Origin of the sequence: Acidovorax delafieldii 2AN (assembly GCF_000175235.1) — a bacterium.
Lineage (GTDB): Bacteria > Pseudomonadota > Gammaproteobacteria > Burkholderiales > Burkholderiaceae_C > Acidovorax > Acidovorax delafieldii_B.
Map to the genome: position 1 here is coordinate 1 of NZ_ACQT01000050.1, position 21,085 is coordinate 21,085.

The 21,085-nt window shown below is 64.4% G+C and carries 18 protein-coding genes, 1 tRNA gene and 2 pseudogenes; 3 read left to right on the plus strand and 18 right to left on the minus strand.

Going from position 1 to position 21,085, the window contains the following annotated elements:
* Positions 1–436: 436 nt before the first annotated feature.
* A complete protein-coding gene (locus tag ACDELDRAFT_RS09040) occupies positions 437–1,234 on the minus strand; it encodes a MetQ/NlpA family ABC transporter substrate-binding protein (protein ID WP_005795761.1) in 798 nt (265 codons plus the stop codon).
* Between the two features lie 484 nt (positions 1,235–1,718).
* Here ACDELDRAFT_RS09040 and ftsH point away from each other — a divergent pair, with 484 nt between their 5' ends.
* The gene (gene ftsH, locus ACDELDRAFT_RS09045; RefSeq protein WP_005795763.1) at positions 1,719–3,599 is read left to right on the plus strand and encodes an ATP-dependent zinc metalloprotease FtsH; all 1,881 of its coding nucleotides are present in this window, start codon (positions 1,719–1,721) and stop codon (positions 3,597–3,599) included.
* A 48-nt stretch (positions 3,600–3,647) separates the two neighbouring features.
* Here the strand turns inward: ftsH and ACDELDRAFT_RS25625 are convergent.
* From ACDELDRAFT_RS25625 to ACDELDRAFT_RS09075, 7 genes and pseudogenes are all read right to left on the minus strand, one after another.
* A pseudogene (locus tag ACDELDRAFT_RS25625) lies at positions 3,648–4,247 on the minus strand (dienelactone hydrolase family protein); the annotation flags it as partial.
* A 197-nt stretch (positions 4,248–4,444) separates the two neighbouring features.
* Entirely contained in the window at positions 4,445–5,434 is a 990-nt protein-coding gene (locus ACDELDRAFT_RS09050; RefSeq protein ID WP_040328620.1) for a zinc-dependent alcohol dehydrogenase family protein, read from the minus strand.
* A gap of 31 nt (positions 5,435–5,465) precedes the next feature.
* Complete coding sequence (locus tag ACDELDRAFT_RS09055; RefSeq protein WP_005795767.1) at positions 5,466–5,903, minus strand: host attachment protein; 438 nt, start codon at positions 5,901–5,903, stop codon at positions 5,466–5,468.
* Between the two features lie 260 nt (positions 5,904–6,163).
* A complete protein-coding gene (locus ACDELDRAFT_RS09060) occupies positions 6,164–7,249 on the minus strand; it encodes a DUF6817 domain-containing protein (protein ID WP_005795770.1) in 1,086 nt (361 codons plus the stop codon).
* Positions 7,250–7,817: 568 nt separating this feature from the next.
* Entirely contained in the window at positions 7,818–8,483 is a 666-nt protein-coding gene (locus ACDELDRAFT_RS09065) for a methionine ABC transporter permease (protein ID WP_005795773.1), read from the minus strand.
* 3 nt (positions 8,484–8,486) lie between these two features.
* Complete coding sequence (locus tag ACDELDRAFT_RS09070) at positions 8,487–9,530, minus strand: methionine ABC transporter ATP-binding protein (protein WP_005795776.1); 1,044 nt, start codon at positions 9,528–9,530, stop codon at positions 8,487–8,489.
* A 409-nt stretch (positions 9,531–9,939) separates the two neighbouring features.
* Positions 9,940–11,136 (minus strand): MFS transporter, encoded by a 1,197-nt coding sequence (locus tag ACDELDRAFT_RS09075; RefSeq protein WP_005795778.1) that lies wholly within the window; start codon positions 11,134–11,136, stop codon positions 9,940–9,942.
* 368 nt (positions 11,137–11,504) lie between these two features.
* Here ACDELDRAFT_RS09075 and ACDELDRAFT_RS09080 point away from each other — a divergent pair, with 368 nt between their 5' ends.
* A complete protein-coding gene (locus ACDELDRAFT_RS09080; protein WP_005795780.1) occupies positions 11,505–11,720 on the plus strand; it encodes a hypothetical protein in 216 nt (71 codons plus the stop codon).
* Between the two features lie 164 nt (positions 11,721–11,884).
* Here ACDELDRAFT_RS09080 and ACDELDRAFT_RS09085 read toward each other — a convergent pair whose 3' ends face one another.
* The 6 genes from ACDELDRAFT_RS09085 to tolB form a co-directional block, all read right to left on the minus strand.
* Positions 11,885–13,081, minus strand: a complete 1,197-nt coding sequence (locus tag ACDELDRAFT_RS09085) for a GGDEF domain-containing protein (protein ID WP_005795782.1) — start codon at positions 13,079–13,081, stop codon at positions 11,885–11,887.
* Positions 13,082–13,246: 165 nt separating this feature from the next.
* Positions 13,247–13,322 (minus strand) — tRNA-Lys (locus tag ACDELDRAFT_RS09090).
* A gap of 44 nt (positions 13,323–13,366) precedes the next feature.
* Entirely contained in the window at positions 13,367–14,200 is an 834-nt protein-coding gene (locus tag ACDELDRAFT_RS09095; protein ID WP_005795784.1) for a tRNA threonylcarbamoyladenosine dehydratase, read from the minus strand.
* Complete coding sequence (gene ybgF / locus ACDELDRAFT_RS09100; protein WP_005795785.1) at positions 14,197–14,967, minus strand: tol-pal system protein YbgF; 771 nt, start codon at positions 14,965–14,967, stop codon at positions 14,197–14,199. The genes ACDELDRAFT_RS09095 and ybgF overlap by 4 nt, the downstream gene beginning before the upstream one ends.
* A gap of 20 nt (positions 14,968–14,987) precedes the next feature.
* Complete coding sequence (locus ACDELDRAFT_RS09105; RefSeq protein ID WP_005795787.1) at positions 14,988–15,524, minus strand: OmpA family protein; 537 nt, start codon at positions 15,522–15,524, stop codon at positions 14,988–14,990.
* Positions 15,525–15,568: 44 nt separating this feature from the next.
* Complete coding sequence (gene tolB, locus ACDELDRAFT_RS09110) at positions 15,569–16,888, minus strand: Tol-Pal system beta propeller repeat protein TolB (RefSeq protein ID WP_005795789.1); 1,320 nt, start codon at positions 16,886–16,888, stop codon at positions 15,569–15,571.
* Positions 16,889–17,008: 120 nt separating this feature from the next.
* Between tolB and msbA the strand changes: the two genes are divergently transcribed.
* Entirely contained in the window at positions 17,009–18,796 is a 1,788-nt protein-coding gene (msbA, locus tag ACDELDRAFT_RS09115) for a lipid A export permease/ATP-binding protein MsbA (RefSeq protein WP_005795791.1), read from the plus strand.
* A 75-nt stretch (positions 18,797–18,871) separates the two neighbouring features.
* Here msbA and ACDELDRAFT_RS09120 read toward each other — a convergent pair whose 3' ends face one another.
* The 4 genes and pseudogenes from ACDELDRAFT_RS09120 to ACDELDRAFT_RS09135 form a co-directional block, all read right to left on the minus strand.
* Complete coding sequence (locus ACDELDRAFT_RS09120) at positions 18,872–19,555, minus strand: ankyrin repeat domain-containing protein (protein WP_005795793.1); 684 nt, start codon at positions 19,553–19,555, stop codon at positions 18,872–18,874.
* A complete protein-coding gene (locus tag ACDELDRAFT_RS09125) occupies positions 19,552–20,358 on the minus strand; it encodes a TatD family hydrolase (protein ID WP_005795795.1) in 807 nt (268 codons plus the stop codon). The genes ACDELDRAFT_RS09120 and ACDELDRAFT_RS09125 overlap by 4 nt, the downstream gene beginning before the upstream one ends.
* Before the next feature lie 62 nt (positions 20,359–20,420).
* Entirely contained in the window at positions 20,421–20,780 is a 360-nt protein-coding gene (locus ACDELDRAFT_RS09130) for a PilZ domain-containing protein (RefSeq protein ID WP_040328619.1), read from the minus strand.
* Between the two features lie 16 nt (positions 20,781–20,796).
* A pseudogene (locus tag ACDELDRAFT_RS09135) lies at positions 20,797–21,085 on the minus strand (DNA polymerase III subunit delta'); the annotation flags it as partial.

Sequence of the window (21,085 nt, forward strand, 5' to 3'; positions counted from 1 at the left end):
CGCAGGAGGCGGCAAGCGCGCCGGCCTCGTTTTTGCTTCGATCAAGCTGTAGGGCCTTTACAGCAAGCAGGAGTAGATATCTTTTGGAGAGCAAATAAGTCAGTCCCTAAGCGCAGTGCTATGCGAGATCAGGACGCGCAGCGCGAAGTGGGATGCACGGTGGGACGCAAGGTGCGGGAATGCAAAGTGTGTGCAGGCAAAGTGTGCGCAGGCAAAGTGCAGGCCCTCTCCTGACCGCCGCCTGGTTCTTCCTTCCGGCGTGCGCCGCCTCGCCGGCAACTGCAGTGCGGTCGCAAGCGCGGCCATCCGCACGAACGCGCCACTGGCCCCCAGGCGCCACGCCTCCAACGGCGCCGCTTTGGCGCCCGTCAGGGCAAAAAAAAGCTGCGGGCGCTTGTGCAGCAAGCGCTCGCAGCTATTGTTACCGTAGCAAGTTTCAGAAGCCAGGCAGCACCGAGCCCTTGAACTCCGCGTCGATGAACTTGCGGATTTCTTCCGAGTGGTAGGCCTTGAGCAGCTTGGCGACCCAGGGCTTGTTCTTGTCGGCCTCGCGCACGGCGATCACGTTGACGTAAGGGCCCTTGGCGTTTTCCAGCGCGATGGCGTCCTTCACAGGGTTCAGGCCCGCGGAAATGGCGAAGTTGGTGTTGACGGCCGAGGCGTCCAGATCATCCAGCGAACGCGGCAGCTGCGCCGCGTCCAGTTCGACAAACTTCAGCTTGCGGGGGTTGCTCACCACATCCAGCGGCGTGGCCTTGAGGCCGGCGCCCTCCTTCAGCTTGACGAGGCCCTTGTCCTGCAGCAGCAGCAGCGCACGGCCGCCATTGGTGGGGTCGTTGGGCAAGCCAAAGCGCGCGCCTTCTTTCAGCTCGTTCAGGCTCTTGACCTTCTTGGAATACAGGCCCATGGGGAAGTTGACGGTGTTGCCCACCGAAACGATCTTGTAGCCCCGGTCCTTCACCTGGGCATCCAGATAGGGCTGGTGCTGGTAGGCATTGGCGTCCAGATCGCCTGCGGCCAGGGCGGCGTTGGGCTGCACGTAGTCGCTGAATTCGATCACCTGGATCTTCAGGCCGTCTTTCTCGGCCACTTTCTTGACCTGGTCGAAGATCTGCGCGTGCGGGCCCGCCGTGACACCGATCTTGAGGGGCTTGTCCTGCGCCAGCGCGCCAGTGGCGAAGCCGGCGGCCAGGGCGAGAGCGAGGGCGGATTGCAGCAGCGAGCGCTTGTTCACGGAAACACCTTTCGTTAAGAGATGTTTCGCATCTTAGGTCTGACCTTATAGAACTCAAACAACTGTTTTTCTATTTTCATAGCTCAAAAATTGAATAATAAATCGCAGCCCGCCGTTGCAGGGCCGGTTTGTCAACCTGCCAAGAGGCTCATCGCCCGGCGGCGTTGCGCACCACAGGATCGAGGTGAATGGTCAGTATCTCGAAACAGCATTCGGGGTTGTTCGGCGCCTGCTGCACGCACGCATGCGCGGCTCGCCGTGAAAGCACTGCAGACGAACCATCGGATGCAGCTTCTCGATGGCGGCCCGGGCAATGTGGGCCAAGCGCAGCTGTGGCCCGGTCTGCGTCGGGAGCCATGCCCTGTCTTTACAGCAAGGCGCACAAGCCGGTAGGCAGGCCTCGTGTTTTCTGCCATTCTGGCAACTTCGGCAGGGCACGCCCGCAGGCGGCCTTCCCCGATTTCGGTCCAAGAGAAAGCCCCGTATGCCGCAACCTCGCCCCGATTCACCGCCCGCATCGCCCCAGTCGCCCTGGCAGTGGAATCCCAACAAGCTGTGGCTGGTGATACTCGCGCTGACAGCACTGTTTTGGCTGCGCGATCTCTGGGTCACCTCCAACCAGGTGCAGCCCATTCCCTACAGCGAGTTCCTGCAGCACCTGAAGGCCGGCCAGTTGCAGTCCCTGTCGATCAGCAGCCAGTTCATCGAGGGCCAGCTCAAGACACCGCTGCCCGATGGCCGCACGCGCATCGTCACGACGCGCGTCGAACCCGCCCTGGCGGCGGAACTGGCTGGCTACGACGTGCGTTTCGAAGGCGTGGTCGCAAACAAGCTGTTGAGTGAGCTGCTGTCGTGGGTGGTTCCGGGGCTGCTACTGCTGGCCCTCTGGAGCTTCATCGGCCGGCGCATTGCCTCGCAAGGTGGCATGGGCGGACTGCTGTCCGTCGGCAAAAGCCGCGCCAAGCTGCATTCGGAAACCGACGTCAAGGTCAGCTTCGACGACGTGGCGGGCGTGGATGAGGCCAAGGCTGAGCTGCGCGAATCGGTGGATTTCCTCCGCAACCCCAAGGACTATGGACGGCTGGGCGCGCACATGCCCAAGGGCATCTTGTTGGTGGGGCCGCCGGGCACCGGCAAGACCCTGCTGGCGCGCGCCATGGCCGGCGAGGCTGGCGTGCCCTTCTTCAGCATCACAGGTTCCGAGTTCGTCGAGATGTTCGTAGGCGTTGGTGCGGCGCGCGTGCGCGACCTGTTCGAACAGGCCCGCGCCTCCGCACCCTGCATCATTTTCATCGACGAGCTCGACGCCCTGGGCCGCGCGCGCGGCGTGGGCCCGCTCTCGGGCGGCCACGACGAAAAGGAGCAGACGCTGAACCAGCTGCTGGCCGAAATGGACGGCTTCGATACCAGCGCGGGCGTGGTGATCCTGGCCGCCACCAACCGCCCCGAAATCCTTGACCCTGCCCTGCTGCGTGCCGGCCGCTTCGACCGCCAGGTGCTGGTGGACCGGCCTGATCGCAAAGGCCGCGCAGATGTGCTGCGCGTGCACCTCAAGAAAGTGCAGTTGGGCAGCGATGTCGACCCCGATGCGGTGGCGGCACTGACGCCGGGTTTCGCTGGCGCCGATCTGGCCAACCTGGTCAACGAAGCGGCACTGCTGGCCACGCGGCGCGGCGCCGATGCCGTCGTGATGGCGGACTTCACCGCCGCAGTGGAGCGCATCGTCGCCGGGCTGGAGCGCCACCAGCGCGTGCTCGGTGAAAAAGAGCGGCGCACCGTGGCCGTCCACGAGATGGGCCATGCGCTGGTGGCGATGACACTGCCGGGCTGCGATCCTGTACACAAGATCTCCATCATCCCGCGCGGCATCGGCGCGCTTGGCTACACCTTGCAGCGGCCGAGCGAGGACCGGTACCTGGCCAGCGAGAGCGACCTGCGCAACCGCCTCGCCGTGCTGCTGGCCGGGCGCGCGGCCGAGGTAATGGTGATGGGCGAGGTCTCCACGGGAGCGGCCGACGATCTGGTCAAAGCCACGGACATCGCGCACGACATGGTGGCGCGCTACGGCATGTCGCAAGAGGTCGGCCAAGTGGTCTACGAGCGCCAACAGCCGCGCTTTCTCAACCTGCCCGAAGGCATGCCACTGGAGCGCGGCCTGTCGGATGACACGTCCCACCGCATCGACATGGCCGTGCGGACACTGGTGGACGAAGCCTTTGCCCAGGCCAACGTGTTGCTGACGGAACGGCGCGCACTGCTGCAAGAAGGCGCAGACAAGCTGCTGGCGCAGGAAACGCTCACCGAAGCGGATTTGCAGCCCCTGGCCGAAGCCGCACGGCGCAAGCCTGCGGCGTGTGATGCGTGATGCGTGATGCGTGATGCGTGATGGAATATCCGCGCGGCCCAGCACCGGCCCGCTGCAGTGGGGCACTGCAGGCTTCAGATATTGTTCGAACCAGTCGGCGGCCTGCCGGGCCACGGCTTCCAAGGTCCCCGGCTCGTCGAACAAATGAGTGGCGCCCGAAGCCGCACTCGGGCAGTGTGGACAGCGCATATGGGATGCGGCCTGCCGATTGAGTTCCAGCACCTCTTCATCTCGGCTGCCCACCAGCAGCAAGGTCGGGCAAGGCACACGTGCGAGCACCTCAGCGCTGGCCAGGTCGGGGCGTCCTCCGCACGACACCACGGCCCAGATGTCTTGGCCCGGCCCGGCGGCGGCCGCGCCGGTGCTGGCCAAGCCAGCACGTTGCCGCGCGCAGTCGCTGCGTCGGCAAAGGGATATCGAAGCGGGTACGATATTCTTGGCTTTTCCCGGGCGTAAGCAGCTCAAGCAACAAGGTGCCCACGCCGCGCGCGTGCAGCACCTCGGCCACGAAGTTGTTGCGCGGGCTGTGGCGGCGGCTGCCATGGGCAAACAGCACCACCCCGAGGGGCTCCGCCGGTAGCACCAGCCCCCCTCGATACGCGCCTGTCCGACGGGAATGTGCACCAGTTGTTCCAGCGGCAATGTCATCGGTGCTTCCTGTGGAAACTTGCGCTAAGCGGCCGATCAGAAGGTGTGAATGCATCCGGCGTGTCCGAGCGGCCCGGCTCAACATGCCCCGCACGGCGCAAAGCACAGCCATAGCGCGCGCAATGGCGAGCATCTGCGTGCGCTGCAGGGTGCGTTTTTGCGGCACGGGCGGACATGGTGGGTTCGTTCACGCCGTCTCAGGCCATGCGCAGAACGGCAGCGCCCTGCAGCGTCCCCTGGCGCAATTGCTCGAGAGCGTCGTTCGCCTCCTCCAGCGCGAACACCTTGACATCGGTGCGCAGTGGCGTTTGCCGCAGTGCCTCGAAAAACGCAAGGCCGTCGCTGCGCGTGAGATTGGCCACCGAGCGGATACTGCGCTCACCCCACAGCCAGGCGTAGGGAAAGCCGGGAATGTCGCTCATGTGGATGCCGGCGCAGACCACGCAGCCACCTTTGTCCAGGTGCCGCAGGGCGATGGGCACCAGAGAGCCTGCGGGCGCAAAGATCAGGGCCGCATCCAGCGGTTGCGGCGGAACCTGGTCGGTTCCAGCCGCCCAGTTCGCGCCCAGACTGCGGGCAAACTTCTGGCTGGCGCCATCGCCGGGGCGGGTGAAGGCAAAGACTTCGCGGCCCTGCGCACGCGCCAGCTGCGTGATGAGGTGCGCCGCAGCGCCAAAGCCGTAGACACCAAGTCGGCGTGGATCGCCAGCCATGCGCAACGCGCGGTAGCCAATGAGGCCGGCACACAGCAGCGGTGCCAGATGCTCGGCCGCCGGCCCATCGGACAACGGCAGGCAGTAGCGCGCGTCGGCCAGCGTGTACTCGGCGTAACCACCGTTCAACTGGTAGCCCGTGAAGCGGGCCTGCTCGCACAGGTTCTCGCGCCCGCTGGTGCAAAAACGGCACTGCCCGCAAGTCCAGCCCAACCAGGGCACGCCCACCCGCTGGCCCAGGTGCCAGTCGCCCTGCGCATCGGGCCCCAGACCTGCGACCCGGGCCACAATCTCATGGCCCGGAACCACAGGCAGCATTGGCTCGGGCAACTCGCCATCCAGCAAATGCAGATCGGTGCGGCACACGCCGCAGGCCTCCACCGCCAGGAGCAACTGCCCCGCACGAGGGACCGGTTGCGGCAGCTCGGTCAGCCGCAGGGGTTGGCCGGGCTGATCCAGAACCATGGCACGCATGCGCAAGCTCTTGCCGGGCATCGCCGCCGCTTCAAAGCCCGAATTCCGCGTGCAGGCGCCGGGCCAGATCCGGCAGTGGCAGCCCCGTCAGGTCCAGCGGGTGGCTGGCCGAGACCCGCTTGGTGGTCGCGTCCTCCAGTTGCCCGAGCAACTGCCCCAAAAACGGATTGGTGGCAAACACCACCAGGCTACCGATCTGGCCGGCGCTCACTAACGCTTTGACCGTGTGGGCCACCTGCCGCGCGAATTCGTGACGCTCATGTTCGCGTGGATCGGTGCGCGGCGCCAGACCGCTGCGCCCGGCAATCGAGTGCCCCCCGGGCTCATGTCCAGCGCCAACGCCCTGCTGCCGGCTTTGCGGATGCGTCAAGCACTCCTTTTCCGTCCAGCGCTCGGGCTTGTCCGGGTTGAACTCCAGCACACGGGCCATCGAACTGTTGGCCACTACGACCCAGATTGGCTTGTCCATGGTAGCCCCCCTGTCTTCGGTGCGAAACACCGCTTCATCTTCCGCGCTCCGGCCGCACGGGTCAAGCCGGAACAGGTCCGGCCTGGCCCTGCCGGCAGGGCCTGAGCCCGCTGAGTCACGTGGCGCGGATGCGCTCCACCAACTCTCTGGAATGCTACTGTATTAATAGCTGCAAACGCTTACCCATAAATCGCTTTGTCACCACAAAGCAAAGAAACTGCGCTCAAGCCAAGGTTTGCAGGCCGGCGCTGGGGCCGCTCTCAGACCTTCAGCGCTACGTTGTTGAGTTTGTCCAGCCGCTCAGGCCACTCGCCCTCACTGGCGGATTGCAGCAGGATGCGCGTCCACGCCACCCATGCGTCCCACTGCACCCGCTTGTCCCACGAATTGCCCCAGGCACTGAAGCACTGCAGCGCACTCTGGGCAGCATGCCGGGCATCGTCGCCCCGGCCGGCCGACAGATACAGCTGCGCCAGCACCATCTGCGGCTCGCCCACCCAGGGGTTGTGGCGCACCGCCTGCTCCAGCACGGCGGTTGCCACGTCCAGATCCACCAGCGGCTGGTCTTGCTGGATCACCGACCAATACAGCGACGTGGCCGCCGCCTCGGCCGCCACCGACAGGTGCTGCGTGCAATTGGCAAACACCGGCGGCACAGGCAGCAGCCCCTTCAGGCCCGAGTGCTGCAGCGCCTGCCCCAGCCCCGCGATCTGGTGCAGCATGCGCCCCGTGGGCCGCATGGGCCCTGGCCACAGCGACGCGGCCCAGTGCACCCCTTGCGGGCGGTGCTGCACGTGCGGAAAACGCGAATAGATGTCGTCCTGCCAGCTGAACCACTGCTCGATGGTGTCGGCCATGCTCACGACGATGAAGGCCGCCACCTCGTCGGGCGTGAGCACGTGGCGCTGCCCGTCCTTGTCGAGCGCCAGGCTGCCATCAGCCGCCAGCCCGCCGCCCAGCACCCGCTGCACGAACTGGGTGCGCGATTGGGTGCAGAACAGGTACACGAGGTGCTCGGCCGGCGCGCCCACCAGTTCCCGCAGGCGGGCGCGCTCGCTGGCCGGGTCGAACTTCACCAGGTCAACGAAGGAATTGCCGTACACGCTGTGCAGCAACCCCAGCAGGCGCACATCCCTGGGCTGCTGCCACAGCGTGAGCGAGCGCGCCACGCCCACCAGGTGGTGGCGGAAGGTGCCGGCCTTGTGCCAGTCCTGCCCCACATTACGGGCCAGCACGGTGGGCAGCACCGGGGCCAGGTCGGGGTCGTGGGTGATCCATTCGTCGTCCAGCAAGGCCTGGGCGCGGATGAAAAGCGTCTGGTCGAGGGGGTGCAGCGGCAGGGTCATGGTGCTTTTGTCTCCGTGGGTCGATCCGTGAAGTGCACAGTATCGGGGCTTATGCGCCCCGCTGCGCCACCATGGCGCCGTGCCCCTGGGGCGGTGGACATGCAGGAATGCCGCAACGGCGGACACCCCAAGTGCGAAGCGGCATAACCCTGGCCCTGCGCCCCTGCGGCGTTGCGCCGATCTCCGTGATGCGCCCGGCACGCCTGGCATGTCCAGCCCGCAAGCCCATCGGCCGCAGCGGCCCAGGCACGCGGAGAGGACAACCCGCCCTGCAGTGTGCGGCTTCAACGCTGCGAAAGTGCATGCGGCGCCGCAGCCGCACGGGGTTGCGCGCAAAGTGCACGCCCTCGCACAGGGATGGCGGCTTGCGCGCGGAACGCTGGGGGCATGGTCCGCCTTCGGCCTGCGCCGATCCGCCCCAATCTGCCAGAAGCAAGCCCGCGAGCACGCCGAACGAACAGCCGGGCCGGCGACTGTGCTTGCGCGCACCCTTGAAGCAAAAATAGCTGCCAGCGCTTACCCCGTGGGCGCTGGCAGCTATTGTTTCAATAGTAAATATCGAAAAATTTCAGCGGTGACTGAGTTTGCGCACCGCCCAGTCGCCCAGGCTCTGGATGGCCTGCACAAAGAAAATCAGCACCACCACCACGGCCAGCATGATGTCGGGCAGAAAGCGCTGGTAGCCGTAGCGGATGCCCAGGTCGCCCAGGCCCCCACCGCCAATGGCGCCGGCCATGGCCGAATAGCCTGTAAGGCTCACGAAGCTGATGGTCAGGCCGGCGACGATGCCGGGCAGCGCCTCGGGCAACAGCACCTTCCAGACGATCTGGCCGGTGGTTGCACCCATCGACTGCGCGGCCTCGACCAACCCGTTGTCCACTTCGCGCAGCGCGGTTTCCACCAGGCGCGCGATGAAGGGCGCGGCGGCCAACGTGAGCGGAACCACCGCGGCGGCCGTGCCGATGGACGAGCCCGTGATCAGCCGCGTGAACGGAATGATGGCCACCAGCAGGATGATGAACGGCGTGGAACGCACGGCGTTCACGATCCAGCCGACGGTCTTGTTGAGCGGGCCGTTTTCAAGCACGCCGCCGCGGTCCGTCAGGCGCAGGAACACCCCGAGCGGAACGCCGATCAGGCCGCCCACCACGCCCGAGATGCCCACCATCACGATGGTTTCCCACAGCGAGGTGGCAAACAGCTCCAGCATCATTTCTGAAAAATTCTCGAACATCGCTCAGCCTTCCGTTGTCACTTCTTCCACCACCACGCCCTCGCCACGCAGCTGCGCGATGGCGTTCTGCAGCCGGGCACCGTCGCCGCTGGCATACACGGCCAGCGAGCCGAAGGTCTGGTCCTGGATCTCGTCGATCTGGCCGTGCAGGATGGAAAGGTCCAGCCCGTGCTCGCGGATCAGGCGCGAGAGAATGGGCTGGTAGGCGCGCTCGCCCGAGTACGACAGGCGCAGCAACTGCCCCACGCCGCCCTGCAGCTGGCCCGACAGGTGGCGTACATGGTCGAGCACGCTGGCGGGCAGCTCCTGCGGCACGATCTCATCGATCAGGCTCTTGGTGATGGGCTGCTGCGGGCGCGTGAACACGTCGATCACCGGGCCTTGTTCCACGATGCGCCCGGCGTCGATGACGGCCACCCGGTCGGCCACCTGCTTGATGACCTGCATCTGGTGCGTGATCAGCACCACCGTGAGGCCCAGTTCCTTGTTCACTTGGCGCAGCAGCGCCAGGATGGAACGGGTGGTTTCGGGGTCGAGCGCGGACGTTGCCTCGTCGCTCAGCAGCACCTTGGGGCGGCTGGCCAGCGCGCGCGCAATGCCCACGCGCTGCTTTTGCCCGCCCGAAATCTGCGCGGGGTAACGGTCGGCCAGCGCCGAGAGGCCCACCAGTTCCAGCAGCGGGTTGACGCGCCCGCGGATAGCCGCCTTGTCCATGCCCGCCAGCTCCAGCGGCAGCGCGGCATTGTCGAACACCGTGCGCGAGGACAAAAGGTTGAAGTGCTGGAACACCATGCCGATGTCACGGCGGGCGGCACGCAGATCGGCGTCGTTCAGCAGCGTGAGATCCCGCCCCGCGACGAAGACTTCGCCTCGGGTGGGCCGGTTCAGCAGGTTGATGACCCGAACCAGCGAGCTCTTGCCCGCGCCGCTGCGGCCAATGATGCCGAACACTTCGCCCGGCGTAATGTGCAGGTCGATGCCGCGCAGGGCCTCGACCGGACCCTGTGGGCCCGGATAAATCTGGGTGATACCCCGTAAGTCGATCATGAAATGAAATTGCGCTGCACAGCCCCCGAAGGCCGCCGCAGCGCAAGAAGTGAAGCGATACGAAACTGTAACCAGAAAATATAAACAATCAAAATATCGAAAAATAAAGTAATAAGACAATCCGGTTATTAGGCGCACTCCAGCGGATCGCCCGCATCTTGTGCCGGTCAGGCCTCCGCACGCCCGCGTGGTGCGTGGTGCGTGGTGCGTGGTGCGTGGTGCGTGGTGCGGGTCTTGGGGTCTTGGGGTCTTGGGGTCTTGGGGGTCAGCGTCGGGGCTCTGGCATTCGGGAATGCCATTTCTCCGCTATCGACCGCCAAGTGACGCATTGCCACTCATCCTTGCACCCCAAGGGCGCCAGCGCGCCGCCCACCAAAGTGGGTTCCCCATGAACGCCGGCCCCAAACATTCACCCATGTAGATGCGGCCGCAAGCTGCGCGCAACGAGGGCTCCCAGAACGAGCACGCCTGCTGCGGCGGCAGTGAACACGGGCGCCAGCCAGCCACGGTCCACGCTGGCGGCCATCAGCATGACGCCGACAGACTGCCCCAGAAACAAAAGACAGGCGAACAGCGTCACGGCCGTGCCTCGCGCCTGGGGCGCCATCTGGGTCGCGTGCGTCTGCAGCGTGTTGTGCAGCATGTAAAAACCCAGCCCTGCCAGAAAACAGCCCGCAATCGCCCACGCGGCCACTGGGGCCCACGCCAGCAGCAACAGCCCCACGGCAATCAAAGTGCCCCCCGCCAGAGCCAGTCCGCGCTCACCCAGCAGGGCCAGCCAGCGGCGGGCGAACAAGCTGTAGAGCAGTCCGCCCACACCGTACAGAACCATCACCCCACCTGCCGCCGAGGCCGACAAGCCAAATCCATTCACCATGCGCGCCGGCACGAACGCCACGGTGCCGAAAGCAAGCGCACCTTCCACTGCTACCACCGCCAGCACCCAGCGCACGCGGGGTATGCGCAGCAGATCGCGTGTGGCCGAGAGGTAGGCTGCCAGCGAAAATGCCGCCGCAGGACCTGTGCTGCATCCAGCTTGCGCTGGCACGATCGTACTCACGCGCATCTGGCGCACCAGCAGCACGGCGGCCACCAGAAACAGGGCCGACAGCACCGCAAACGCCGCGCGCCAGCCCAGGGTTTCGCTCGCTACGCCACCAAACCATTGGCCCATCATCATGCCGGTCACGGTGGCACCCATGAGGCGGGCCAGGGTTTCCTGGCGCTGTGCATAGGGAACCTGATCGCCAATCCAGGCCATCGCGAGAGGAATGATGCCGGCAGCGGCCGCACCCATGCCCGCACGCGAGGCCACCAGCACTGCCAGGCCCGGTGCCATCGCCGTGGCCGCACTGAAGAACGCGCAGGCCGAAGTGGCACCAATGATTACCCGCACCTTTCCAAAGCGATCGCCCAAGGGGCCGTAAATCAACTGCAAAACGCCATAAGACACGGCAAATGCCGCAATCACGGCCGAGGCATCGCCTGTGGTGACGTGGAATTCTTGCGCCAACGCCACCAGCATGGGATCGCACACGCGCATGGACGCCATGCTGGAAAAGGCAGCCAGGCCCATCAGGCGCAGCATGGTGGGGGAAGTGGTCATGCCGTGATTGTCGGGCAGCCCAGGTCGGCACGCTGGCTTGGCATGTGGCCATGCATTTGCCCCCCGCCAGGCATCGAGCCGATTGCACCGAAATCTGCAACGACAAGGCGCTGACCCACGCGCGCGACGCAGCTCTGACTTTCTGCCGGCCCAAATGCTTCCCTTGGGGTATCGCCCTCCCCAGCAGATCCGGGCCCCGAGTTGCCGCGCCCAATTGTGTTGAAACGTTAACGATTGGTGTGGCGCCCCAACGCAAACCATGGTCATTGACTACAAGCACTGCCCAAGTTAACGGATGGCAACATTTGGAAACCTACGCCATCAGTGGCTGAGATGCAATCGAAAGGCCTGTCAATCAGGGGACTGCCATGCCGATTGCTTATCTCAGACAACTGGCCCTGGCGCTGGAGCGCACCAGGCGTGCCGTGCGGGTAACACACCCCTTCCACCTCGTGCTGGTCCAGTGGTTGTGGTCACGCGGTTATATCGAAGCCAAGATTTCGGCCGCCGCTGCCACGTCGCGGGCTGCAGAAGTGCTCAGCGTTACCGGCCTGGGGCGCCAGCTGATCGGACAGTTGACGTAACAAGAAGCCAACGCGGCTGTGGCAGTGCGCGCATCTGTGCAGGCTGTGGCTTTCGTACCGATCTGGCGCGTCACCGCGTGCCCACAGCGTCAACTATCTGCTCGGGGCCGCAGTGATCAGATGCCAGGACCGATACTGCAAGGCAGTGTTGCCACTACGACCCTCTATCCTAGGCTGAGCGATGCAGCCGGCTGTGTTTCCCGTGCGCGCACCATCTCGACGCAATTGCGACCGGACATCTTGCCTCGGTACAGCGCGGCATCTGCCTGATGCAGGGTCTCGTCAAAAGCTGCAGCGGAAGCGAACCCCTCGGAAACACCGATGGTTGCGGTACATCGAACCGGCTCTGTCAGGCCGCTATCTTGCATCTGGCGGTCTTCAATCGCCTCGCGCATGCGCTCTGCCAACTGCGTGGCGCCGATGCTGTCTGTATCGAAGGCGACGACGACGAACTCCTCACCGCCAAGTCTGCATGTGAGATCGCCACGGCGGGCGGTGCTTCTGAGAACTTCGGCAACGCGGCACAAGACCAGATCGCCCACTTTGTGGCCCCAGGTATCGTTGATGCTCTTGAAGTGATCGATATCCACGATCAGCAGATGCGCTGACGCGGCTGGCCGGGCGCGAAAATACGCATCCAGGCCATCCATCAAGCCACGCCGATTCAGCAGCCCTGTGAGCGGGTCGCGCGCCGCCATGCCGCGCAGATCATCGGTGAGGCGACTCAAAACCAGCCAAACAGCGGATGGGGGAAGCACTGTCCCCAGGAACGACATATAGATGTAGAAGACCATCTGGAAGCGGCTGTTCATATCAAGTGCCTGCAATCCCCCAGAGAGAATCGCCACAAACTTCGCAGCATTCAGTGCACAGATACCGCCAATCAGAACGGCAAAAACAACCACCTCGGTACGCAGATCCTTGGCGAAAGTGCGGGTGCCATAGAGCAACGTCACCGTCATGGCCAGAAAGAGCAAAGCGCAGCAGCCCGCCAACAATGCATAACGGGCCTCCGAGCCGAGCGTCGACTGCACCAGTACTTGCGCTGCCGTATAGATACCGGCCAGTGCGGACAGCGGGCGCCATACGGGAACGGGGCGATTAAAGAACCGCATGGCCCCCAGCACATAAGCCACAGGAGCGCAGAGCGTGAGGGTGTGATTGACGACACTCATCACGCCCCACCCAGAAGGGCCGCCAACCAGCTGCATCAGGTAAGCCAACCCCAGCAAAAGGTTGCCGATGGCAAAGACGTCCAAGCCCATTTTCTTGCCATGCAGCTTGGTGCTGAACAGCAGAAACATCCCACTAAAGAGCAGCAGGTGCACGCAGAGCATGCCAAGGATGACGGTAGCGACCATGGATTAGCGCATTAGAGGAGTTAGCGCCTGAAGCCGCAGCGCAACGTACTGGCGCGAGGATGCGCATCCCAGAGCCATGGCAACCCCTTGGGGCCAGGCTATTTTAGTTTGCAAGCACTCAATGAGAAAAGGGCCTAGCCTTGACGGCTAAGCCCTTGATATCTCTGGTAGGACGTACAAGATTCGAACTTGTGACCAACGGATTAAAAGTCCGCTGCTCTACCAACTGAGCTAACGTCCCCCTTGCAGAAAGAAGCAGTTTTGCGCTTGCTGCAAAGCCTAGAATTATAGCGTGTTTTTGCCCGCCAAGCGGGGCCGCAAGGCCAGCTGATCAAGCACCCACCCGGCCGCGCACTGGCCAAAGGTGGCGGTAACGGCCACCGTAGAGCCGTATCCGTGGCAATTCAAGGTGCCGTCGCCTTGCACCGCACAGGAGGCATCCGGCGCAGCAACGGCTTCGCGGCTGAACACGCAGACGACGCCGATCTTGCGCCCTTCGCGGGGCGCATGGTGGTGCTTGCGCAGGCGGTACCGCAATTGCGCGAGCAAAGGATCATGGGTGACGACACTGAGATCGTCGATGTCAACCTTGTGCGCGTGCCGCTTGCCCCCTGCTGCCCCTGCGCTCACCAACAGCACCCCGTTCTCGCGGGCCCACACAGCCATTGCGGTCTTGGCCTTGATCTGGTCGCATGCATCAATGACTGCATCAACACCCGGCGGGAGCAGGCCGGGCCAGTTCTCAGGCTCTACAAAATCTTCAATGCATACCACCTGGCAATACGGGTTGATGAGCATGATGCGCTCTTGCATTGCCAGCACTTTGGCCTGACCGATGGTCGTACCAAGCGCGTGAATCTGGCGATTGATGTTGGACTCGGCCACGTTGTCGAGATCGATCAAGGTGATCTTCCCAACCCCACTGCGCGCAAGAGCCTCTGCGGCCCACGACCCGACCCCGCCGATACCCACCACAGCCACATGGGCCTGGCGGATACGGACGGCACCCGCAACACCGTACAGACGCTCCAGCCCGCCAAAGCGGCGCTGCAGGTCCGCCTCATCCGCGGCTTCGCCCTGCGCCGGCATGGCGGCAGCAGGCATGCTGACAGCCATCATTTCAGTCGGAAAAGCCGCTCTTTTGCAGCCACGGCGGCCTCGGACTGTGGGTAGGCCCGCAACAGATCTTCCAGGGTCTTGCGCGCCGTGCGCGTCTCCTTCAGCTCGATCTGGCAATTGGCAATCGACAACGCCGCCTCGGGAGCGCGGGCATGGTTGGGCGCCTCTGACAACAACAATTTGAAATTGCCAATGGCTTCCTTGTATTCACGCGCCGCGTACTGGGCATTGCCCAACCAGAAGCGCGCAGAGGGCACATAACCGCTACGGGGATATTGCCGGACGAAGCCAGCAAACGCGGCGTTGGCCTCGGCGAACTTGCCGGAACGGAAGATGGCCAGCGCCGCCTCGAAGTCGCGCTTTTCTGCGGCATCGGCCTGAAACTCGAGGCCGTCCACTGTTACCTTCACAGGCTCAAACTGGCGCAGGCGCTCGTCCACCCCCTGGGCAATGTCCTTCTGGCGACGCTGCAGATCAGCCACGTCGCGCAGGAGCTGCTCATTCTGCCCCCGCAACTTCGATTGCTCGACGCGAAGCGCCTCGATCTGCGTCTGCAGATCAAGCAGCCCTCTCCTCAACTGCGAGTTGTCGTCCCCGGATTTGCGCAGGTCGTCACTGGAGCGCTGGTTAGCCTGCTGCAGCGCATCCACCCGCTGCCGCAACTCGATGATTGCGCGGCGCGCCTCGTCATCCTCGAAAAGGGCAGCGTGACCGGTGGACGCAAAGGTGCACGACAGCATCAGTGCTGCCAGCGCCCTCGAGTGCATTGGAAACGTAGCTGAGCGCATCAGCGGTAGGACAGTTCAGCACGGCGGTTTTGCGCGTGCACATCTTCACCGGTGCCCTGCACGGCCAGCTTTTCCTTGCCGAAGCTCACGGCCTCGACTTGACTGTCAGGAACGCCCAGCAGTCCGAGCGAACGGCGAACGGCTTCGGCCCGCTTTTGGCCCAGCGCCAGGTTGTATTCACGGCCACCGCGCTCGTCGGTATGGCCTTCCACCACAACCTTGCGGTTGCTGCTGGATTTGATGAAGCGCGCATGGGCCTCGATCAGCGATTGGAACTCGGGCTTGATGACGTAACTGTCGTAGTCAAAATAGACCAAGCGGCTCACTCCCACAGGACCAGCGCCGTCGCGCGCAGATTGGCCCAGGTTGACACCAGCCACCCCATTCGAGCCAGCATTGCCAGAGTTGGCACCATTGGCACCGGCGGTCGGAATGGCGGATTTGTCTTCAACCGGAACATCATCCAGCTTCACGCCAGAACTGCAGCCTGCCATAAGGGCCGCGACGGTGATGGCAAGGGAAACGCGTTTGAACATCCAAAATTCTCCTGAAGGCTTGATAAACAAAGTTGAGCAAAGATTCACTGTTTCTGAAACGGGCCCCAGTCGGGTTCCCGTATGTCTCCACCCTGCCCCGCCAGACGGGCCTTGATCTTGCCGTCGAGGGTGGTGGTCATGAGCGCTTCCCGGCCTTGCTGCTGTGTCGCATAGACAATCAGGCGGCTGTTCGGAGCGAAGCTGGGGTTTTCGTCGGAACTCGTGTCGGTGATAGCAGAGACAGCGCCCGAAGACAGGTCCATCACATGCAGTTTGAAGGCTCCGCCGATACGCGAGATGTAAGCCAGCCAACGACCGTCGGGGCTGATGCTGGGCGAGATGTTGTAGGTGCCAGAGAAGGTGACGCGCTCGGCGTTGCCGCCCGAAGCGGGCACCTTGTAGATTTGCGGCGCACCGCCCCGGTCGCTCACGAAATAGATGCTGCGGCCATCGCCAGAAAACACAGGTTCGGTATCGATACCTGCGCTTTGCATCAGGCGGCGAGGCTCCCCGCCGTTGGCATCGATGGTGTAGAGCTGCGAGGCGCCGTCGCGGCTCAAGGTGACCGCAAGGGTGCGGCCGTCAGGGGCCCACGCAGGCGCACTGTTGGAGCCACGGAAATTCGCGATGAGCCGGCGCCTGCCCGAAGCTACGTCATGCACGTACACCACGGGTTTGCGTGATTCGAACGACACATAGGCAATCTGCCCACCATTGGGCGACCACGCTGGCGAAATGATGGGCTCGGGGCTGGAGAGCGCCGACTGCGCGTTCTCGCCATCGGCATCGGCCACCCACAGGCTGTAGCGGGTGCCCGACTTGGTCACGTACACGATGCGGGTTGAGAAAACCCCGCGCTCACCCGTGAGCTTTTCGTAGATGTAATCAGCGATGCGATGGGCCACCAGGCGCAAATCGCCTTGCGTGACCACAAAGCTCTGACCGCCAAGGTCCTGGCCCCGCACCACGTCCCACAGCCGAAAGCGCACATCGAAGCGGCCGTCAGCCAGCCGCGTGACACTGCCCGTGGCCAGCGAATCAGCTCCTTTTTGGCGCCACAGCGCCACGTCGGGACGCGAGGTTTCATCGAGCGTTGAACCCGCTGCATCCACGGCACGGAACTGCCCGCTACGTTCAAGGTCCGCCTGAACAATGCCAGCGATCTTTTGCGGAGACTGCGCCTCACCCCGAAAGGGGGCGATGGCGATGGGCAGTTGGGTCAACCCGACACCCGTCACCTCGACGCGAAATTGCGCCAAGGCGGGCAGTGCCGGAGTGGAAATCAGTGCGGCCAGAAGATGGCGGCGCAGGGGTTGCGGCACAGCCGCGGCGAGTGAGGAGGAGGGAATAGAAGCAGTGGTCATTGGCAGCCAGCGGAAACCGAGCGAAAGCCGGTGGACAGGCACGAATGTTACACAGCATAAGTGTACCCCTGTGACAAACTGTGCGCAGCGTGTGCGGCGAAAAGTAGAATCCGCTCCCACATGCAACCCACTGAATCCCGCGCTTCGCAAGCCCCCACCACGGCCCTCCCCACCACGACGCTGCGGACCCGACTGGCACGGCTTTCGGTGTATTTTGGGCACCATCGCCTGGCTTGGGGCGTGGCCATCGTTGCGACGCTGGTGGGCGCCGTTACCGAGCCGCTCATTCCGGCCCTGCTGCAACCCCTTCTCGATCGTGGCTTTACGCAGGGAACGCTAGCCCTGTGGATGGTGCCGCTGGCCATCCTCGGGGTTTTTCTGGTGCGGGGCATTGCGCAGTTTGTCGCCCAGTACGCGCTGGCCCGCATTGCCAATGACGGCATGCTGGCGCTGCGCCAGGCCTTGTTCGACCGTGTGCTGGCGGCGGAAATGGCGCTGTTCAGCCGCCAGTCGGCCAGCGCCTTGTCCAACACGGTGGTGTACGAAGTACAGACGGGTGCAACCCTGCTCGTGCAGGCACTGCTCGGCTTGTCGCGCGACGGCTTCACGCTTGTTGCCTTGTTGGGCTATCTGCTGTTCCTGAACTGGCAGCTCACCTTGATTGTGGCCGTAGTGGTACCCGGCGTCGCATGGATAATGAAAACGCTCTCGCGCCGCCTGTACAGCCTCACCAAGAGCAGCCAGCAGGCAACCGACGAACTGGCCTATGTGGTGGAAGAGAACGTTCTGGCACACCGCATGGTGCGCCTGCATGGTGCCCAGCCCCGCCAGGCCGAGCGCTTCGGCAGCCTGAGCCAAAGCCTGCGACGACTGGCGATCAAGTCGACCATTGCCTCATCCGCCATGACACCCCTTACGCAGCTGCTTGCTGCAGCCGCACTGTCGGCGGTGATCTGCATTGCACTGTGGCAAAGCCGGGGCGCGGTCACCGCCCGGGACGTCACCGTGGGCGGTTTCGTTTCGTTCATCACTGCCATGCTCATGCTGATCGCCCCCATCCGCCGGCTTGCGGATGTGGCCAATCCGATCACCCGGGGCGTGGCAGCGCTTGAACGCGGCTTGGCACTGCTGACCGATGCGGGGGCCGAAACCGGCGGCCACTACAGCGTGGAACGCGCCCAGGGCGCCATCACCTTGCAGGAGGTGACGGTGGCTTTCGGTACCGAGCAGGCGCCCGCACTCGACCGTGTGAGCCTCACCGTGCAGCCAGGTGAAATCGTGGCGTTGGTAGGGCCTTCGGGGGCTGGCAAGACCACGCTGGTGAACCTGCTGCCCCGTTTCGTAACCCCCTCATCGGGCCAGGTGCTGCTGGACGGGCACCCGCTGGCCGGGTGGCGGCTCGATGCCCTGCGCTCGCAATTTGCCATGGTCAGCCAGGATGTCGTGATGTTCAACGACACCATTGCCGCGAACGTTGCACTGGGCCGCAACGTGGACGAACAACGGGTGCACGACTGCCTCGCAGCCGCCAATCTGGCCGAGCATGTGGCCGCGCTCCCGCAGGGCATCCATACGGTCGTGGGACACAACGCCACCCAGCTTTCGGGCGGGCAGCGGCAGCGCCTGGCCATTGCACGCGCCCTGTACAAGGACGCGCCCATTCTCATCCTCGACGAAGCCACCTCGGCGCTGGACACCGAATCCGAGCGCCTGGTGCAGGACGCCCTGCAGCGCCTCATGCGCGGGCGCACCACCCTCGTCATTGCGCACCGCCTGTCCACCATCGAGCACGCGGACCGTGTGGTGGTGATGGAACGCGGGCGCATCGCCGAGCAAGGCACGCACAGCGCCTTGCTGGCCAGCGGCGGTCTCTACGCACGCCTGCAAAGCCGTCCCGCAGCGAACTGACGGCTGCACGGCCGCGATGCGAGAAACCACGGCCGCCCCAGCGCCCCAGGCGCTGGATGCACATGGCTCAGCCAGCTACCACTTGCCGCGGTTGGGTTGCCGACGGCGGATCGCGGCAGCAATGCTTTCCGCAGCCTCCTTGCGGCTTACGCGCAAGGCGAAGTCGCTCGCAGTCAGGCCCAGCTGGTTCTTCAGCGTGGGGTCGGCCCCCTCGTCCAGCAAGAGCTGCAGCGCTTCGGGCGTGCCATATTGCGCAGCCATCATGAGGGGGGTCGAGCCATTGGGCGACGCCGCATCGATGTATGCGTGGTTTTCCAGCAGCAACGCGATGATGCGCGCATGCTGCGGCGACGTGCCCGATGCGGCGTAGTGCAAGGGCGTCCAACCCGGCTTGTTCACATCGGCGTCCCGCGCGATCAACGCCCGGACGGCCTCGATGTTGCCCTTGATGGCAGCCATCATGAGGGGGGTTTCGTCCTGTGCATTGCGCGCATCCACCTGGGTTTGCCGGGCGTTCATGAGGGCCGCGAAAGCGTTGCGCGCCTCCAGCTGCAAAGCGATCGTCAGGCCCACCTGGCCCTTGGGGTCGCGCGTGTTCGGGTCGAAACCACGCCGCAGCAATGCCGCGATGGCGGCGCCATCGTCACGGCGGATGGCGGTGAAGAAATCATCGTACGAACCCGCCCGCGCCAGTGGCACCGCGAACACGGCCATGGTGCCCAGCACCGTGGCCACCAGACTGCGACGCCGCGCGTTCATGCCCGCACTCCCTTGAACAACGCTTCGAAATTGCGGCTGGTGGCTTCGGCCACCGCCTCTACCGCAATACCGCGCGTCTGCGCGATCTGCTGGGCGACCAGGGGCACGTACGCGGGGTTGTTCGTCTTGCCGCGATAGGGCACCGGTGCCAGATAGGGGCTGTCGGTTTCGATGAGCATGCGGTCCAGCGGGACAAAGGCCACGACGTCGCGCAGGTCCTGCGCGCTCTTGAAGGTGATGATGCCCGAGAACGAGATGTAGTAACCCAGGTCCAGCGCTGCGCGCGCAACCTGCAGCGACTCGGTGAAACAGTGGAACACGCCGCCCGCCCGGTTGCCCGCACCGTCTTCGCCCTCTTCGCGCAGGATGGCCAGGGTGTCGTCCGAGGCGCTGCGCGTATGGATCACCAGAGGCTTGGCGCAGGCCCGCGCCGCGCGGATGTGTGTGCGAAAGCGCTCACGCTGCCATTGCAGGTCCGCAATGCTGCGCCCGCCCTTGCGGTCTTCCATTCCGTAGTAGTCGAGGCCGGTCTCGCCGATGGCCACCACGCGGGGCAGCGCGGCGCGGTCGAGCAGATCCTGCACCGATGGCTCCGTCACCCCCTCGTTGTCGGGGTGCACCCCCACGGTGCTCCAGAAATTGTCATGCGCGAGAGCAAGGCCGTGCACGTCGTCGAATTCTTCGATGGTGGTACAGATGCACAGGGCCCGCTCCACCCGTGCATCGGCCATGGCTTGGCGGATGGCGGGCAGCTGGCTGACCAGTTCCGGAAACGTGAGGTGGCAGTGCGAATCGGTAAACATGCGATTTCAAAACAAAAAAGCCGACCCGCCAGCGCGGGTCGGCAGAGATTCGGGGCACGCAATCAAATGGTTTGCGTGGGCCGCTCCGACCCCAGGGCGGTACCCAGCAGCTCCTCGATTTTCAGCTTGAGCTGGCGCGATTTTTCGTCCTTGGGGAACTGAATGCCCACGCCCTGCGTACGGTTGCCTGCGGCACGTGGCGGAGTGACCCATGCCACCCGCCCCGCCACCGGATAGCGCTGCGTGTCGTCGGGCAGGGTCAGCAGCACATACACATCGTCGCCCAGTTTGTAGTCACGCGGGGTGGGAACAAAAATGCCCCCTTCGGCAAAAAAGGGAATGTAGGCCGCATAGAGGGCCGCCTTTTCCTTGATGGCCAGCTGCATGACGCTGGGACGGGGCGCGGTGGATGGACTGCTCATGGTGATCGGTGCGACTTCAGTGCCTTGAGTGTAGGGTGTTTCGCGCCTGCGCCACAAGCGCCTCGAGCATGAGCCCTGCGTTGAACGGGTGATCGGCCGTGCGTGCCTCCTTCACCAGAGCCCGCGACCAACGAGTGAGCGCCCCCAGCGGGGGTGGCTTGGGCAGATCGGCCATCGCGAAGTAGCGCGGTGCCGCGCCCACGCGGGCGGCGAGCAAGTCGTGGCACAGCTTTTGAAGCGCGTCGATCACCTGGGCCGGGGCCCAGTCGCCCAGCGCGGCCACATCGCCGCGCGCAATGGCCTGG